The sequence below is a fragment of the Streptomyces sp. NPDC044061 genome (genome assembly GCF_056434305.1).
In genome coordinates this window covers 115,375-131,971 of sequence record NZ_JBWKFL010000009.1, presented here as the reverse complement: position 1 = coordinate 131,971, position 16,597 = coordinate 115,375, and the positions used below count along the sequence as shown (strand labels likewise).

Below are 16,597 nucleotides of genomic sequence, written 5' to 3'. Positions count from 1 at the left end.
CGACGATCTCTCGTCGGATTACTCCGAATCGGGGACAAGAGGTACGGATCGGATTCGGTGCCCAGCCCCTCCGGCCGCCGCGCCACTGGCCTCGACGACCGCCCAACTCGCCCCGTACCCGCAGGTCAACGGCCCGGCCCCGACCCCTACGGCGCTCCACTGCTGTGCGCGATGCAGGCGACGTCGATGCGGTCCGCCAGCTTTGCCAGTTCAATGGTCAACGCGGCCACGGTGTCCTCGTCGAGCTGCTCCCCGGCCTCGACAAGATGCAGCCACCGCCCACCCACGGTCCGCAACAACTTACTCACGTCGGCCGCAGCCACCTGCAAGGTACCGCGGTCGTCGACGATCAGAGGCAGAGTCACTTCGCGGTTCACAAACGGGATGGTAGCCGCGCAGTGCTCACGCACCCTGCCAAACCGTGGTGATGTTGCAGAACTCCCGGATTCCGTGCCCGGACAGCTCACGTCCGTACCCGGACCGCTTCACGCCGCCGAACGGGAACGCCGGATGGGAGGCGGTCATCCCGTTGACGTAAACGGCGCCCGCCTCCAGGTCCCGGGCGAACCGCTCCACCTCGTTCTCGTCCCGTGTCCACACGTTCGAACTCAGTCCGAACAGCGAGTCGTTGGCGATCAGCAGCGCCTCGTCCAGGTCGCCGGCCCGGTACAGCGTGGCGACCGGTCCGAACGCCTCCTCGCGGTGGATGCGCATCTCCCGGGTGATGCCCGCCAGCACGGTCGGCGGGTAGTACCAGCCCGGTCCCTCCGGGCGCTCGCCGCCGCACAGCACCCGGGCGCCGCTCCGCTTCGCGTCGTCGACCAGCTCCTCCAGGTCGGCCCGCCCCTGCTCGCTGGAGAGCGGCCCGATCTCGGTCTCCTCCTCCAGCGGATCGCCGATCCTGAGCGCCTTCATGCCGGCGACGAACTTCTCGGCGAAGGCGTCGTAGACGTCGGTGTGCACGATGAACCGCTTGGCCGCGATGCAGGACTGCCCGTTGTTCTGCACGCGTGCGGTCACGGCGACCTGCGCCGCCCGGTCGAGGTCGGCGGAGGGCATGACGACGTACGGGTCGCTGCCGCCGAGCTCCAGCACCGTCTTCTTGATCATCTCGCCGGAGGTGGAGGCGACCGCGCGGCCCGCCGGCTCGCTGCCCGTGAGCGTCGCCGCCTTCACCCGCTCGTCGCGCAGGATGTCGTCGACCGCGCCCGAGCCGATCAGCAGGGTCTGGAAGCAGCCCTCCCGGAAGCCCGCGCGGTGGAAGAGGTCCTCCAGGTACAGGGCCGTCTGCGGGACGTTCGAGGCATGCTTGAGCAGGCCCACGTTGCCCGCCATGAGCGCAGGCGCGGCGAAGCGGATCACCTGCCACAGCGGGAAGTTCCACGGCATCACGGCGAGGACGGGCCCCAGCGGCCGGTAGCTGACCCGGACCCGGGAGGCGCCGGAGTCCCGCACGTCCGACTCGGGCGGCTCCTCGTCGGCCAGCAGTCCCTCGGCGCGTTCGGCGTACCAGCGCATCGCCTTGGCGCACTTCGCGGCCTCCGCGCGGGCCTGCTTGACCGGCTTGCCCATCTCGGTGGTCATGACCCGGCCGATCTCCTGCTGGTCCTCGTCCAGCAGGTCGGCGGCCTTGTTCAGCAGTCGGGCGCGGTCGGCGAAGGAGGTCGTCCGGTAGGTGCGGAACGTCGCCTCGGCGAGCTGGAGCCGGCGTTCCAGCTCCTCCTCGCCCATGGGCTCGTACGTCTTGAGCGTCTCGCCGTTCGCCGGGTTCACCGTCGCGATGGGCATGGCTGACCTCCCTGGGAGCGGGCTTGCTTCGACCTTCGCGCGCGACCGCGCCCGTCGCAACGCGTAGACCCCTGTTCAGGCCGAGTGCTCCGCCAGCCGGTCCAGAAACGCGGCCTGGGCCTTGACGATCACCTCACGAGCCCGGTCGAGACCGACCCACGCCACCCGGTCCAGCTCCGGAAACTCCTGCGTCCGCCCGGATCTCGGCGGCCACTCCATGGTGAAGGTTCCTGGGACGACCGTCCCGGGGTCCAGGTCCGCCTCGACCGCCCACGCCGTGACGATCTTGCCGTTGGCCTGAGCCACCTCGCCCAGCGGTACGGCCTCCCCGTCGGGCGGCGCCAGGCCCAGCTCCTCCTGGAACTCCCGCCGGGCCGCCTCCCAGGCGGGCTCGTCCGGTTCGTACTCTCCCTTGGGCACGGTCCACGCCCCCGCGTCCTTCTTCGCGAAGAACGGTCCGCCCATATGGCCGAGCAAGACCTCCAGTCCGTCGTCGGTGTGCCGGAACAACAGCAGTCCCGCACTGTGCTTCGTCGCACGCACCGTCACGGCTCGACCTCCGGGTGGGCTGCCAGCAGGGCCTCCACGGTATCGGCGTCCTCGGGTCCCTTGTCCTCGCGGTAGCGGACCACACGCGCGAAACGCAGGGTGACGCCGGCGGGGTACCGGGAGGAGCGCTGCAAGCCGTCGTAGGCGATCTCCACGACGAGTTCGGGGCGGACCCCGACCCCCCAGGCGTCCTCGGACACGGCCAGCTCCTGGAGCCGCTCGGTCTGCCAGGCGAGCATCGAGTCGGTCATGCCCTTGAAGGTCTTGCCCAGCATCGCGAAGCTGCCGTCCGGGTTGCGTGCGCCGAGGTGGAGGTTGGACAGCTTGCCGGTGCGGCGGCCGTGGCCCCACTCGGCGGCCAGTACGACCAGGTCGAGCGTGTGCACGGGCTTGACCTTCAGCCAGGACGCACCGCGCCGGCCCGCGCTGTAGGGGGCGGCCAGCGCCTTGACCACCACGCCCTCGTGGCCCCGGGCCAGCGTGTCGGCGAGGAAGCGTTCCGCCTCCGGGATGTGCTGCGGCCCCGACGCCACGGTCCGGCGGACCCGCATCGGCCCGGGCACCAGATCGGCCAGCAGCGCGTGCCGTTCGGCGAACGGGAGGTCGAGCAGGTCCTGGCCGTCGACCAGCAGCACGTCGAAGAAGACGGGGGAGACGGGCAGCTCCCGGGCGGCCTTCGCCACATCGCTCCGGGAGCCGACCCGGCCGGCGGTCTCCTGGAAGGAGCGGGGCCGGCCGTCCGCGCCGAAGGAGATCACCTCGCCGTCCAGGATGAACCGCTCGCTCGCCAACCCCAGTGCGGCGGCGGTCACTTCGGGGAGCCTGTCGGTGATGTCGTCCAGCGTGCGGGTGTGGATCCGTACCGTGCTGCCCTCCCGGTGGACCTGCACGCGGATGCCGTCCAGCTTCTCCTCCACCGCGCACGCGCCCAGCTTCTCGACCGCCTCGGCGACCGAGGAGGCGCTGTGGGCCAGCATCGGCAGCACCGGGCGGCCGACGGTGAGCCGGAACCGGTCCAGGGACCCGGGCCCGTCGGCCAGCAGCGCCTGGGCCACCGACTGCAGCGATCCGGCGAGCATCACCGCCCGCCGTACGTCCGCCGGGTCCGCGCCGGTGGCCCGGGCGAGGCCCTCCACGGCGACCGCGTCGAGCGCGCCCTGCCGGACCTCGCCGGTGAGCAGGCCGAGCAGGAAGCGCTGCTCCCCCTCGGTGGCCGCGCCCATCAGCTCGCCGACGATCCGGGCGCGTTCCGCCTGGGAGCCGGGCCCCGACACCTTGCCCAGCTCACCGAGGAGCGCGTCGACCTCCCGCACGCTCAGGGAGGGCTCGGCGGCGGGCGGCACCGGGCGGCTCAGCACCTTCCAGCCCACGCCGAGCCGCCCCTGCGGGAGCCGTCCGGCCAGATAGGGGATGACGATCGGCACGTCGTCCGCCTCCGCGTCCCGGAAGAGCTCCGCGAGCAGGGCGGTCTTGCGGGACCTGGCCGACGTGGCGGCCACCTCCCGGGATACCTCCGCGAGCCGGGTCAGCAGCATGCAGTCAGGGTGACCCGGCGGCGCTCGGTCTACACCCGCACGGCCGCGTCGAGGCCGGCGAAAAGAAGTTCCGCGCCGCCTCCCACCACGACGACCTCGTACCTGTCGGTCATGTGACCACCGTCGCCGCCGACGGTCGCGCGGACGCTGCCGCGTTGACAAACGTCTTTGCCGATTCTGCAATGTGGGCATGAATACCGAACGCCCCGAGAGCACCGACGGCACAGACGACGTGCTGGCGGGCGTGGGCCCCCGGCTGCGGCGGATCCGAAAGGAGCGGGAGGTGACCCTGGCGGCGCTGTCCGAGGCGACCGGGATCTCCGTCAGCACCCTGTCCCGGCTGGAGTCCGGCCTGCGCCGACCCAGCCTGGAGCTGCTGCTGCCGATCGCCCAGGCCCATCAGGTTCCGCTGGACGAGCTGGTCGGCGCCCCGCCGGTCGGCGATCCCCGGGTGCGGGCGAAGCCCCTCGAACGCCACGGCCGCACCTTCTGGCCCCTGACCCGCCGGCCCGGCGGCCTCCAGGCCTTCAAGGTGCGCGAACCGCAGCGCAGACAGGAGCCGGAACCGCGCAGCCACGAGGGCTACGAGTGGCTGTACGTGCTCTCGGGGCGGCTGCGGCTGGTGCTGGGCGAGCACGACGTCGTGCTGTCGGCGGGGGAGGCGGCCGAGTTCGACACGCGGGTGCCGCACTGGTTCGGGTCGACGGGGGAGGGGCCCGCGGAGTTCCTGAGCCTGTTCGGGTCGCAGGGGGAACGGATGCACGTACGGGCGCGGCCGACGCGCACGTGACGCGATCGACTGTTCCCTGATTGGCAAGCGACCGCTTAGTATGCCGTTGGACCCGGTCAGACGAAGCAGTCCCGTGGAGGCCCCGCATGCAGGCATGGCAAGTGCACGAGAACGGCGAGCCGAGCCAGGTGATGCGCCTGGCGGAGGTGGAACGCCCCACGCCCGGCGACGGTCAGGTGCTGCTGCGCGTGCGCGCCGCCAACATCAACTTCCCGGACGCCCTGCTGTGCCGGGGCCAGTACCAGGTGCGGCCGCCGCTGCCGTTCACGCCGGGTGTGGAGATCTGCGCCGAGACCGAGGACGGCCGCCGGGTGATCGCCAACCCGGCACTGCCGTACGGCGGTTTCGCCGAGTACGCCGTCGCAGACGCCCGCGCCCTGCTGCCCGCGCCCGATTCGCTGGACGACGCCGAGGCCGCCGCGCTGCACATCGGTTATCAGACGGGCTGGTTCGGTCTGCACCGCCGAGCCCGCCTGGAAGCGGGGGAGACCCTGCTCGTGCACGCCGCCGCGGGTGGCGTCGGCAGCGCGGCCGTGCAGCTGGGCAAGGCGGCCGGAGCCACGGTGATCGGCGTGGTCGGCGGCGCGGACAAGGCCGGCGTCGCCCGGGATCTGGGCTGCGACGTGGTGGTCGACCGCCGCGCCGAGGACGTCGTCGCGGCCGTGAAGGAGGCCACCGGCGGCCGGGGTGCCGACGTGATCTACGACCCCGTCGGCGGCGAGGCCTACGCGCAGTCCGCCAAGCTGGTCGCCTTCGAGGGACGGATCGTGGTCGTCGGCTTCGCGAGCGGCACCATCCCGAGCCCCGCGCTCAACCACGCCCTGGTGAAGAACTACTCGATCCTCGGGCTCCACTGGGGCCTGTACAACACCAAGAACCCCGGGCTGGTCCTGCACTGCCACGAGCAGCTCACCGAGCTGGCCGCGCGGGGCGCGATCAAGCCGCTGGTGAGTGAGCGGGTGCCGCTGGACGGCGCGGCCGTCGCCGTGCAGCGGGTCGCCGACGGCGTGACCACCGGCCGGGTGGCCGTCGTCCTGGAGAAGGGAGCCGCCGCATGACCGACGCCGAGGAACTGCGCAGCCGCACACGCGAGTTGCTGGCCGCGCATCCGCCCGCCGACACCGACCGACTTCAGTTCCTGCGGGCCCGCTTCGACGCCGGCCTGGCCTGGGTGCACTACCCGGAGGGCCTCGGCGGACTCGGTGCCCCGCGCGTCCTCCAGGCCGTGGTGGACGCCGAACTGGAGGCCGCGGGCGCGCCCGACAACGACCCCCGGCGCATCGGCATCGGCCTCGGCATGGCCGCGCCGACGATCCTGAAGTACGGCACCGAGGAGCAGAAGCAGCGGTTCCTGCGGCCTCTGTGGACGGGCGAGGAGGTCTGGTGCCAGCTGTTCAGCGAGCCCGGCGCCGGCTCCGACCTGGCCGCTCTCGGCACCCGGGCCGCCCGTGAGGGCGACACCTGGGCGGTCAACGGGCAGAAGGTGTGGACGTCCAGCGCCCACATCGCCCGCTGGGCCATCCTCATCGCCCGCACCGCCCCCGACGTGCCCAAGCACGCGGGCATCACCTACTTCGTCTGCGACATGACCGACCCGGGTGTCGAGGTGCGGCCGCTGCGCCAGATCACCGGCGAGGCCGAGTTCAACGAGGTCTTCCTCACCGACGTCCGCATCCCCGACGCACGCCGTCTCGGCGAGGTCGGCGACGGCTGGCGGGTCGCCCAGACCACGCTCATGAACGAGCGCGTCTCCATCGGCGGCATGCGCCTGCCTCGCGAGGGCGGCATGATCGGCCCGGTCGCCAGGACCTGGCGGGAAAACCCCGAACTGCGCACCCACGACCTGCACCAGCGCCTGCTGAAGCTCTGGGTGGAGTCCGAGGTCTCCCGTCTCACCGCCGAACGCCTGCGCCAGCAGCTGGTCGCCGGCCAGCCCGGCTACGAGGGCTCCGGCATGAAGCTCGCCTTCGCCCGCCTCAATCAGGAGATCAGCGGCCTGGAAGTCGAACTGCGCGGTGAGGAGGGCCTGTTGTACGACGACTGGACCATGCGCCGCCCCGAGCTGGTGGACTTCACCGGCCGTGACGCCGGCTACCGCTACCTGCGCTCCAAGGGCAACAGCATCGAGGGCGGGACCAGCGAGGTCCTGCTGAACATCGTCGCCGAGCGCGTCCTGGGCCTGCCCGCCGAGCCGCGCACCGACAAGGACGTCGCCTGGAAGGACCTGGCCCGATGAGCACCCAGCCGGATCTCCTCTACTCCGAGGAGCAAGAGGCGCTGCGCGCAGCCGTCCGCGACCTGCTCACGGACCACTGCGCGGCGCCCGATGTGATCGTCCGCACCGAGTCGGACGCCCCGCACGACCTCGCCCTGTGGAAGTCCCTCGCCGAGGGCATGGGCCTCGCCGGGCTGCTGGTGCCCGAGGCGCAGGGCGGCCAGGGCGCCACCCACCGCGAAGTCGCGGTCGTACTGGAGGAGCTGGGCCGGGCAGTGGCTCCCGTGCCGTACCTCACCAGCGCGGTCGTGGCCACCGAGGCCCTGCTGGCCTGCGAGGACGAGGAGCTGCTGGGCCGGCTGGCCTCCGGGCGGACCATCGGCGCCCTCGCCGTCGGGCTGCACGTGTCCCCGGGCGCCGCCCCGAAGGCCGTACGGCTGGAGAACGGCACCCTGCACGGGGAGCTGTCCGGCATCGCGGACGCGGCCGCCGCCGACGTCCTGCTCGTCCCGGCCGACGACGGCGGGCTGTACGCCGTGGCCGCCGAGGCGGTGACCGTCACCCCGCAGATCTCTCTGGACCTGACCCGCCCGCTCGCCACCGTCACCCTCGACGGCGCGCCCGGCCGCCGCATCGGCGACGCGGAACCCGCCGTACGACGCGCCCTGCGCAGTGCCGCCGGGCTGCTCGCCTCCGAGCAACTCGGCCTCACCGACTGGGCGTTGACCGAAACCGTCCGGTACCTGAAGGAGCGCAAGCAGTTCAACCGGCCGGTCGGCGGTTTCCAGGCGCTCAAGCACCGGCTCGCCCAGCTGTGGCTGGAGGTCGTCAACCTCCGGGCCGCCGCCCGTGCCGCCGCCGACGCGCTGGCCTCCGGCGAGGACACCGACGTGTCGGTCGCCGTCGCCCAGGCGTACGCGGCGCCCGTCGCCGTCCACGCCGCCGAGGAGGCGCTGCAGCTCCACGCCGGTATCGGTATGACCTGGGAGCACCCGATCCACCTGTACCTGAAGCGGGCCAAGGCCGACTCGATCGCCTACGGGACCGCGGGCGCCCACCGGGAGGCACTGGCCGAACTGGTCGACATCCTGGGGCCCTGACCGACGCTCGTCGGCGGCGGGTGCGGTGGAGCCGGGCGCACGGTTCCCCGCACCCCCGAGCCGGCTGCCCCGCTCGCCGGCCACAAGTGAACAGAGGGCGAACTCCCGTCCGGATGGGGGCCGTTGGGTGTGTGTCGAACGCATACTCCCTTCGGTCCCATCCGGCACCCCAAGGGAGGCAGCGCATGGCCCTCACCACCCGTCGCAGAGCCCTCACCACCCTCGGCGCCGCCCTCGCGGGCGCGATCACCCTTCCCCCGGCCCAGGCCTGGGCGGGCGGGGGCCACCGCGGCCCGCGCCCGCTGTGGCACGCGCACGCCCACAACGACTACGAGCACCCGCGGCCCCTGTTCGACGCCCTCGACCACCGCTTCGGCAGCGTCGAGGCCGACATCTTCCTCGTCGGCGACCAGCTCCTCGTCGGCCACGACGCCTCCGAGCTGGATCCGACCCGCACCCTCGAATCCCTCTACCTCGACCCGCTCGCCGCCCGCGTCAGGGCCAACCAGGGCTCGGTGTACCGGGGTCAGCGCCGGCCGGTCCAGCTCCTCATCGACATCAAGACCGAGGGCTCCTCGACGTACCTCGAACTCGACCGGCACCTCAGGCGCCACCCGCACCTGTTCACCACCTACGCGCACGGCCGTGTCAACCCCGGTCCGGTCACCGCCGTCATCTCCGGCGACCGCGCCGCCCGCGTACCGATGGAGGCCCAGACCGAGCGCCGCGCCTTCTACGACGGCCGGCTCACCGACCTCGGCAGCGCGGCGCCCGCCTCCTTCATCCCGCTGATCAGCGACAACTGGACGCTGAACTTCACCTGGCAGGGCGAGGGCGCCTTCCCGGACGCCGAGCGGCAGAAGCTGCGCGGCATCACCGGCGCCGCCCACGCGCGCGGGCAGCGGATCCGGTTCTGGGCCACCCCGGACACGGCGGGCCCGGCCCGGGACGCCCTGTGGACGGAGCTGCTCGCCGCCGGCGTCGACCAGCTCAACACCGACGACCTCGCGGGTCTGGAGGCGTTCCTCGACGCACACCAGTCCGGATAAGACCACTCGATCGGCGGACACGTCAGCCGCCCGGACGAACCCTCCGCTACGTCACACTTGCGGCCGAACGCCGCTCATGGGGCGTGGCGGAGGAGGTTCCCGATGGCCGTTTCCATCTCTGTGGTGCTGCTGCTCCTGATCATTGCCGTGATCTTCATGCGCAACGGGGCGCTGAAGATCTCGCACGCCCTGGTGTGCATGCTGCTCGGCTTCTACCTGGCCAGCACCAGCATGGCGCCCACCATCCACAGCGGGCTGACCGCGACGGCCGACCTGGTGAGCAGTCTCAAACCCTGATCGGGCCGGGTCAGTACGAGAAGACGCCGACGCCGTTCGCCACGGGGCGCTCGGCGCCGCCGCTCGGATGGTTGCGGACCTCCACCGCGCTCGCCCCCGCAGCGCGGGTGACCATCTCGGTCGAGCCGCCGCCGTCGAGGTTGAACGCGGCGGACGCGCCGAGCTCGCGCATGGTGGCCGCCTCCTCGGCGATGGTCATGCCGGTGCGGTAGGCGGCGGCCCCGTCCAGCGCGAGCAGCAGCAACTGCCGTCCGCCGCCCTTGAAGCCCACCACGGTGCGTACGGCGGAGGTCGTGTCGTCAAGACCGGACAGCGGCCTGCCGTTCCGCAGGACCGGGTAGCCGCCGATCGCGAACGCGTACGGGACCTTCGCCGTGGCCGCCACCAGGGCGTGCGTGACGGACACCCGGTCGCCCGGCGACAACTTGCGCAGCTGCCGCGCGCCTTCCTCGCGGCCCACCAGAACGGTGGTGCCCGAGGCGATCGTGCCGCTGCCCGGGGTGTCGGAGGCGGCGACCACCCGGCCGCCCCGCACCGTCACCTCGTGGGTGTCCGCGCTGCACCCGGCCGCCCGGTCGGTGTCCGTGCCGCAGATGGCGCGCACCCGGGAGGCGCTGCCCCAGCGCCAGGTGAAGGCGCCGACGGAGTTCTGCGGCAGCGCGTACTGGTTGAGGCCCTTGAGCGGCAGCCGTCCCTGCGGCGTGCTGACGGTGCCGGTGAGGGTGAGGCGGTCCAGGTGGGCGCGCCGGTCGGCGCCCACGCCGAGGACGTCCCGCGTGCTGGTGCCGGGCGGCAGCGCGGGTCCGAACCGCTGGCCGTTCGGCACCGCCGCCTTGAGCACGTGCCCGTCCGCGATCGCCGGTCCCACGCTCGCGCCCGTGGCCTCGACGCCCGGGTGCTGGGTCTCGGTGATGTCGAAGAAGTCGCCGTTGACCCCGGCGACGGCGCCGGCCGCGTCGGCCAGCCTCGAGACGGTCGCGCGGGCCGCCACCGCTCCCGGGTACAGCAGGTCCAGACGGACGTGCGGGTTGGCCAGGTCGACGGTCAGCAGGTGGGCGTGCGCCTCCCCTGCGGCCGCGTGGATGTCGAACTGCCGGTAGGTGACGCCCGGCGCGATGCGATCGCCGAGCGGTACGGCACCGGCCGGTCCCGCCCCCGTCAGGGCCGCACCGGCCAGCACACCGAACGCCGTGAGAACCGTGAGAACCGATCTGCCCGCTGTCGTCTGCCGTCGATCGCGCGTCACTGTGCCCCCTGATGCCTCGTCAACTGTCCCAGTACTGGGGGGAAGTGCACCAGACGGCGATGGCCCGCGGGGTGGCTAGGCGTCGACTACGCGAGAACGGGTGAGAAAACGCACTCCCTCGGGTGCCTCCAGCGAGAAACCGCTCCCCCGTCCGGGTACCACGTCCACGATCAGCCGGGTGTGGCTCCAGGCCTCGTACTGGCTGCGGGACATCCAGAAGGTCACGGGCTCCTCGACGCCCTCCACGGCCAGCTCCGCGAGCAGCACGTCCGAGCCGCCGGTGCGGAACTCGCCGTCCGGGTAGCACATGGGCGCGCTGCCGTCGCAGCACCCGCCGGACTGGTGGAACATCAGGGGGCCGTGCTCCGCACGCAGCCGGCGCACCAGCTCGGCGGCCCGCGGGGTCAGTTCGACGCGGGGGACTACCTCTTCCATGGTCACCGTCCTGAAGAGCCGGGAGCGTAGGGCGCGACCCAGTCTCACGGACCGTCAGCGGTGCGTCCAGCGGGCGTCCTTGGACCGGGTCCGGGGTCAGCGGTGCCCGAGGACGTTGACCACCTTGCCGTCGGGGTCCCGGACGAAGAACCGTCGCACCCCCCACTCCTCGTCGGTGAGCGGGTACACGATCTCCGCGCCGCGCTCCCGCATCGCCGTGTGGACCGCGTCGACGTCCTCCACCTCGATGCTCAGATCGGGGGCGACGGGCGCGGTGCGGTCCTCGCGCATCAGGCTCAGCTGGACGGCCGGGTTCCCGGCGGACGCGAGGGTCACGATCCACCCGTGGTTCATGACCTCCTCGAAACCCATGACCCCGTAGAACTCCGCGCTCTCGGCCAGTTCGGTCGACCGGACGTTGGGCACGACTCGGCGTACGTACATCTCGCGGCTCCACTTGTCGGACGAACGGCGGACGAACGGCGGGCGGACGGTGCGGGCAGCCTATCCGGTGGCAGGAGCCGCCCGTAGGCGGACGGCCGCCCGGCGCGGCCGGGGCCGGCCCGGGGGGCCCGCGGACCCGGTGCGGCGGGCGTGCCATGATCCTGCGGTGCGGGAGATCGACGAGTTGACGCAGGTGGACGATCCGGCCTGGCCGGAGGTCCAGGAGATGCTCGCGGCCGCTGCGACACCGGTCCGTGTGCTGCCCGGTGCCCCCGAAGAGGGCCGCCGGTGCCTCCTGCAGATGCAGGTCACCGCGCGTTCGGCGCTCGGCGCGCTGGTGCTGCACTGCGGCGGACTCGTCCTGGACGACGGGTGGGTGCGGGTGTTCGGCGGCGGCTCGGTGGCGACCGGCGGTCTGCCGAGCCTGGGCCTGGTCAACCGGTTCCCGGCGGAGCTCGATCCCGCCTGGCACCCGGCGTCCGGGCTCGTCGTCGGACACGACGTGCTCGGCGGGGTGTTCGCGCTGAACGGCCACGACCCGGCCGCCGCGGGTCGCCCGGGCGCCCCCGGGCAGATGACCTACTTCGCCCCCGACACCCTGGAGTGGGAGGCCATGGACATGGGCCACTCCACCTGGGTGTGGTGGCTGCTGTCGGGCCCTACGACGGCCTGCGCCCGCCGGGGTGGCGCGAGGAGGCCGCCGCCCTGGACCTCTCGCAGGGGCTGTCCGTCTACCCGTTCCTGTGGTCCGAGGAGGCGCACGACGACCTCGCGGCCACCAGCAGGCGTGCCGTGGCGATGTATGAAGTCCTGGGCGTGGCAGCGGACTTCGCCCGGCAGATGGGACCTGCCGATCCCGGCTTCCTCGGCGACGTGTGAGACGTCGCGGCCGCCGCGGTCAGCCCGTCCCGCGTATCCCGCGCCGTGACACCGCGTACACGCCCGAGGCCACCACCAACCCCACGGGCAGGGCGAGGTCGACGCCGCCCAGGGCGGCGGCCACCGGCCCGGTGTACACGGTGTCGACGCACAGGGCGGAGGCGGCGACACCCGCCGCGAGGGCGAGCGCGCCGGACCAGTTGACCCCGCCGGAGTACCAGAAGGGGCTGCCCGGGGTCTCGTCGGCGAGGGCGATGCCGTCGTACCGGTTGCGGCGCAGCACGATGTCGGTGGCGTAGACGGCCATGCTGGGACCGAGCAGCACCACGGTCAGCTGCAGGACGTTCCCGACCGTGTCCAGGAAGTCGGACACGAGCAGCGCGTACAGGGTCAGCGAGACGGAGACGGCTCCGTCGACCAGGACGCTGAGCGAGCGCCGGACGCGGATGCCGACGGCCTGCAGGGCGGGGTCGGCGCTGTAGGCGGTCAGGGCGTTCAGGGCCACGGTGCCGAGGACCAGCGCGAGCAGGAACACCGGGCGGAACCAGCCGGGCAGCAGCCGCGCCAGCGCTCTCTGCGGGTCGCTCATGTCGACCGCGGTCGCCGCGAACGCCCCGAGACAGCAGACCGCGGTGCCGGGCAGGAACCCGCCGAGCGCGGTCCAGCCGGCCACCGCCTCCTTCTGCGGGACCGGGTCGCCGAGCAGGAGTCCGCCTGGCGCGGGCGACTGGAGGGCCTGGTCCGGGAGGGCGTCGCCGCGGGGGAGTTCCACACGGACGACCCGCTGGCGACCTGCGCGGCTGGGGCCTGGACCCCAACGCCTTCGGCGGCGAGCCGGTCGCCGCGGCCGCTCTCGGCCCGGTCCTCGACGGTGTTCCCGCCCTCGTCGATCTGTTCGACGGACATTCCGTACTGGCCAGTGGCCGCGCACTGGAACTGGCGGGCGTAGACGGCCCGCGGGAGTTCGCCCAGGGCTCCGAGATCGTCTGCGACGCCGACGGACGGCCCACCGGACTGCTGCTGGAGGACGCGGCATGCGAACTCGTCGAGTCCGTCGCGCCCCGCCCCACCGAGGCCGAGGTGCGGGCCCGTACCGCCGAGGTGCTGCGGGCCATGGCCGCGGCGGGCCTGACCGGCGGCCACGCCATGGACGCGAACGGCGCGAGCCAGTCGGTCTACGCCGCGCTGGAGGCCGCGGACGCGCTGCCCCTGCGGCTGCGGGTCGCCCCCTGGTGCCGGCCGGAGGACGACGACGAAGCCGTCGCCGGACTGGTCCGGCTGCAGGGCACCGGGGGCGCGCTGTGGCGGGTCGCCGGCGTGAAGCTGTTCATGGACGGCACCATCGACAACGGCACCGCCTGGCTGGAAGCCCCCGACTGCCACTGCGAGTCGGCCCACGCCCACTGGCCCGACCCGCAGCGCTACACCCAGGTCGTCGCCGCCCTCCACCGCGCCGGCGTGCCCACCGCCACCCACGCGATCGGTGACGCGGCGGTACGGCATGTGCTGGACTCGGTGGAGAAGGCCCACGCGGAGAGCCCGGCCCCGGTACGGCACCGGGTCGAGCACATCGAGACGGTCCCCGACGACACCGTACGGCGGTTCGCGCGGCTCGGCGTGGCCGCGTCCATGCAGCCCACCCACTGCTGCGAGTTCACCCGGGCCGACCACACCGACAACTGGTCGCGCCGGCTCGGCGAGGAGCGGGCGGCGCGCGCGTTCCGCTGCCGTGACCTGTGGGCGGCCGGAGCGCGCGTGGTCCTCGGCTCCGACTGGCCCATCGCTCCGTACCCGCCGCTCCAGGTCATGGCCGGCGCCCGGCACCGCCGCCCCGCCGACCTCTCCCTGCCCCCGCACGGACCCGCACAGGCCCTCACCGCACTGCAGGCGCTCCAGGGCATCACCCTCAACGCCGCCTGGGCGGCCGGCGAGGAGAACCTCGCCGGCCGGCTCGCCGTCGGTCACCGCGCCGACCTCACCGTCCTGGCCGAGAACCCGCTGGAGGTACCCGACGGCGAGCTGGCCCACCTTCCGGTCCTGCTCACGGTGGTGGCGGGCCGCCCCACGCACCGGGCCGCCGGCCTCTGAGCGGCCGGGCCCCGGCCGGGTCAGCTCTGGGGGGAGCGGGCCTTGTCCCGGGACGGGACCGCGGTGGCCCGCGGGGTCAGGACGTCCACGTCGCTCGCCCGGACGTAGGCGAGCCGGTGGTCGAACTGGATTTCGTAGTACGCCTCCTGACCCTGCACCACCGGGGCCGGCGAGTCGCCGAAGGACGACCGGTCGATGTAGGAACCGAGGACCCGGGACTGGGTCACGTACCGCTGGCCCGCGCGCAGGGAGTAGGGGAGCGGCGACTCGGGCTGCTCGTCGATGCCCTCCGGGTAGGCGTCCTCCTCCGGGAGGGCGCGGCCGTACACGGAGATCTCCTTCAGGCCGGCCTTCGGGGTGACCACCCGGCCGCGCTCACCGACGGCCGTCGGACGGGCCTTCGGGTTCTTGAACCACGCCTTGTGGCCCTGGAACCAGATCGCCGTCCAGTCACCGCTGCGCCCGGCGACCGCGAAGGTCTGACCCGCCGAGACCCGCGAGCCGAGGTCGTTGACGTCCTCCGTGGAGTCCTCGCCGCCCGGGCGCCGGCCCGGGTCCTGGATGAGCGGGGCGTTGTCGTCCGGGTCGCTGTGCAGCCGGACGGCGCTCGAGCCGTGCGGCGCGCACGGCACACCGGGCTTGGCACACCCCGTGAAACGCGGCTTGTGGCGGGCGTAGTCCGGCAGGATCATCACGATGTCGCTGTCCGGTCCGGCCGTTGCCTTCAGCGGCGCGCCGAGCAGGTCGAAGTAGTGCCGCCAGTCCCAGAAGGGGCCGGGATCGTCGTGCATGTCCGGGATGCTGTCCTCGGTCGGGGCCGGCACGTTGTCATGGCCGAAGATGTGCTGCCGGTCCATCGGAACCTGGTACTTCTTCGCCAGGTACCGCACCAACCGGGCCGAGGACCGGTACATCTGCTCCGTGTACCAGGCGTCGGGGTGCCGGAGGAAGCCCTCGTGCTCGACGCCGATCGAGCGGGCGTTGACGAACTGGCTCCCGGAGTGCCAGGCCGCGTCCTTGGTCTTGATGTGCTGGGTGACGTGCCCGTCGCTGGAGCGGATGGAGTAGTGCCACGACGCCTCCTCCGGATCCTGGATGGTCAGGAGCATCGACGCCAGGGGCGCCTCGGTGTCGTGGATGACGATGTAGTCGATCCGCTGGTCCTTGGGGCGGTCGGCCAGGTCGTGGTTGCCGTACGCCTCGTCGTCGATCCTCACGTAGGGCGCGCCGAGCCAGGAGCAGGACAGCTCGGGCGGGCACTCGACGTTCTTCGGCCGCGGCCCGCCCTGCGCAAGCGGAGCGCGCGGGCGAACGCCGGGGCTCGCGGGGAGGGTGACGTGCTGTCCCGTGTCGGTGACGCGTTCCGCGCCCTGCCGGATCACGTCGAAGACGTCGTTCGCGTAGGTCTGCGCGGAGCCGGGGTCGCTCGTGCCCGGGAAGCGAGTCACCGTGTCCCACCAGTCCGCCGGGTTGGCGCTGAGCGCCTTGCCGAGCTGCCGCTGGGTCGCCGCGAGGAGGGCCGCGCCGCCGCGCACGTTGGCGGCGGCGTCCGTGCGCAGCTGTGTGGCCGGAAGTCCGGTCAGGATCGCGGCCCGCTGCAGGTCCGCCGACTGTGCGGCGGGCCGGGCCGGTGGGCTCGTCTCGTGCGAGGCCGGTGGCCCCGCCGCCGCGGCGCTCGGCAGGGCGGACGACTGCGGGGACTTCCGTGCCGGGGACTTGCGGGCGTCCACCAGGTGCATCGGCCCGTAGCCGCCGACGACGCTCGGGGTGCCCTGATGGGAGTCCCACCGGGACTGCAGGTAGGACACTCCCATGAGGACGCTTCGGGGCACGTGGTACTCGTCCGCGGCGGCCGTGTAGTCGTCCTGCAGACGTTGGTCGGCCGGCACGCCGACGTCGGCCGAGCGGTCGATCAGGAACGGCACCAGCAGCGCCGCCGAAGCGGTCACGCAGATGATCCGCCGGTGTCCGCGTACGGCACGGGAGACGCGTGGGGCGACGCGTTTTTTCATGCGGGCTGCCTCCAACGGGTTCGGTGAGGCCAGGACAAATGCGACCAGGGCAATGGAGGTTGCCCTGCGCGTCACCCCTTGTACGTTTCCGTGCCTCGCGCGCCGCGTCGCGCCGAGCGTCACCGGCGTGGAGGAGCGGCCGGGCACAGGCCACCCGGTCGGCGGCAGGC

The 16,597-nt window shown here is 72.9% G+C and carries 14 protein-coding genes and 3 pseudogenes; 8 read left to right on the top strand and 9 right to left on the bottom strand.

The features are described 5' to 3' along the window. Positions 1–146 precede the first annotated feature (146 nt). The 4 genes from AC07CM_RS16675 to AC07CM_RS16660 form a co-directional block, all read right to left on the bottom strand. Complete coding sequence (locus tag AC07CM_RS16675; protein WP_043477773.1) at positions 147–377, bottom strand: DUF6213 family protein; 231 nt, start codon at positions 375–377, stop codon at positions 147–149. Between the two features lie 25 nt (positions 378–402). Then, positions 403–1,788, bottom strand: a complete 1,386-nt coding sequence (locus AC07CM_RS16670) for an NADP-dependent succinic semialdehyde dehydrogenase (protein WP_478877111.1) — start codon at positions 1,786–1,788, stop codon at positions 403–405. Positions 1,789–1,863: 75 nt separating this feature from the next. Beyond that, positions 1,864–2,337, bottom strand: coding sequence for an NUDIX hydrolase (locus AC07CM_RS16665; RefSeq protein WP_478877110.1), 474 nt, complete (start codon positions 2,335–2,337; stop codon positions 1,864–1,866). Next, a complete protein-coding gene (locus AC07CM_RS16660) occupies positions 2,334–3,872 on the bottom strand; it encodes an ATP-dependent DNA ligase (protein WP_478877109.1) in 1,539 nt (512 codons plus the stop codon). Before AC07CM_RS16660 ends, AC07CM_RS16665 begins: the two co-directional genes overlap by 4 nt. A gap of 190 nt (positions 3,873–4,062) precedes the next feature. Here AC07CM_RS16660 and AC07CM_RS16655 point away from each other — a divergent pair, with 190 nt between their 5' ends. From AC07CM_RS16655 to AC07CM_RS16630, 6 genes are all read left to right on the top strand, one after another. Then, on the top strand, positions 4,063–4,662 hold the full coding sequence (locus tag AC07CM_RS16655; RefSeq protein ID WP_478877108.1) for a helix-turn-helix domain-containing protein: 600 nt from the start codon (positions 4,063–4,065) through the stop codon (positions 4,660–4,662). A gap of 86 nt (positions 4,663–4,748) precedes the next feature. Continuing rightward, entirely contained in the window at positions 4,749–5,720 is a 972-nt protein-coding gene (locus AC07CM_RS16650; protein ID WP_478877107.1) for an NADPH:quinone oxidoreductase family protein, read from the top strand. Beyond that, positions 5,717–6,898, top strand: a complete 1,182-nt coding sequence (locus tag AC07CM_RS16645; RefSeq protein ID WP_478877106.1) for an acyl-CoA dehydrogenase family protein — start codon at positions 5,717–5,719, stop codon at positions 6,896–6,898. Before AC07CM_RS16650 ends, AC07CM_RS16645 begins: the two co-directional genes overlap by 4 nt. Continuing rightward, a complete protein-coding gene (locus AC07CM_RS16640; RefSeq protein ID WP_478877105.1) occupies positions 6,895–7,977 on the top strand; it encodes an acyl-CoA dehydrogenase family protein in 1,083 nt (360 codons plus the stop codon). The genes AC07CM_RS16645 and AC07CM_RS16640 overlap by 4 nt, the downstream gene beginning before the upstream one ends. 185 nt (positions 7,978–8,162) lie before the next feature. Beyond that, positions 8,163–9,026 (top strand): phosphatidylinositol-specific phospholipase C/glycerophosphodiester phosphodiesterase family protein, encoded by an 864-nt coding sequence (locus tag AC07CM_RS16635; protein ID WP_478877104.1) that lies wholly within the window; start codon positions 8,163–8,165, stop codon positions 9,024–9,026. Positions 9,027–9,128: 102 nt separating this feature from the next. Continuing rightward, entirely contained in the window at positions 9,129–9,323 is a 195-nt protein-coding gene (locus AC07CM_RS16630) for a hypothetical protein (RefSeq protein WP_478877103.1), read from the top strand. 10 nt (positions 9,324–9,333) lie between these two features. Here the strand turns inward: AC07CM_RS16630 and AC07CM_RS16625 are convergent, their stop codons facing one another. From AC07CM_RS16625 to AC07CM_RS16615, 3 genes are all read right to left on the bottom strand, one after another. Further along, on the bottom strand, positions 9,334–10,503 hold the full coding sequence (locus AC07CM_RS16625; protein ID WP_478877288.1) for a phosphodiester glycosidase family protein: 1,170 nt from the start codon (positions 10,501–10,503) through the stop codon (positions 9,334–9,336). A 141-nt stretch (positions 10,504–10,644) separates the two neighbouring features. Further along, on the bottom strand, positions 10,645–11,004 hold the full coding sequence (locus AC07CM_RS16620; protein WP_478877102.1) for a DUF779 domain-containing protein: 360 nt from the start codon (positions 11,002–11,004) through the stop codon (positions 10,645–10,647). Positions 11,005–11,100: 96 nt separating this feature from the next. After that, positions 11,101–11,448 (bottom strand): VOC family protein, encoded by a 348-nt coding sequence (locus tag AC07CM_RS16615; protein WP_478877101.1) that lies wholly within the window; start codon positions 11,446–11,448, stop codon positions 11,101–11,103. Positions 11,449–11,674: 226 nt separating this feature from the next. On the opposite strand from AC07CM_RS16615, the pseudogene AC07CM_RS16610 reads away from it, so the two are divergent. Further along, positions 11,675–12,327: pseudogene (locus AC07CM_RS16610) on the top strand (DUF2625 family protein). Between the two features lie 19 nt (positions 12,328–12,346). Here the strand turns inward: AC07CM_RS16610 and AC07CM_RS16605 are convergent. After that, positions 12,347–13,006, bottom strand: a pseudogene (locus AC07CM_RS16605) (cytosine permease); the annotation flags it as partial. A 113-nt stretch (positions 13,007–13,119) separates the two neighbouring features. Between AC07CM_RS16605 and AC07CM_RS16600 the strand changes: the two are divergent. Continuing rightward, positions 13,120–14,415, top strand: a pseudogene (locus AC07CM_RS16600) (amidohydrolase); the annotation flags it as partial. Positions 14,416–14,435: 20 nt separating this feature from the next. Here AC07CM_RS16600 and AC07CM_RS16595 read toward each other — a convergent pair. Continuing rightward, positions 14,436–16,427 (bottom strand): N-acetylmuramoyl-L-alanine amidase, encoded by a 1,992-nt coding sequence (locus tag AC07CM_RS16595; RefSeq protein WP_478877100.1) that lies wholly within the window; start codon positions 16,425–16,427, stop codon positions 14,436–14,438. Between the last annotated feature and the right edge of the window lie 170 nt (positions 16,428–16,597).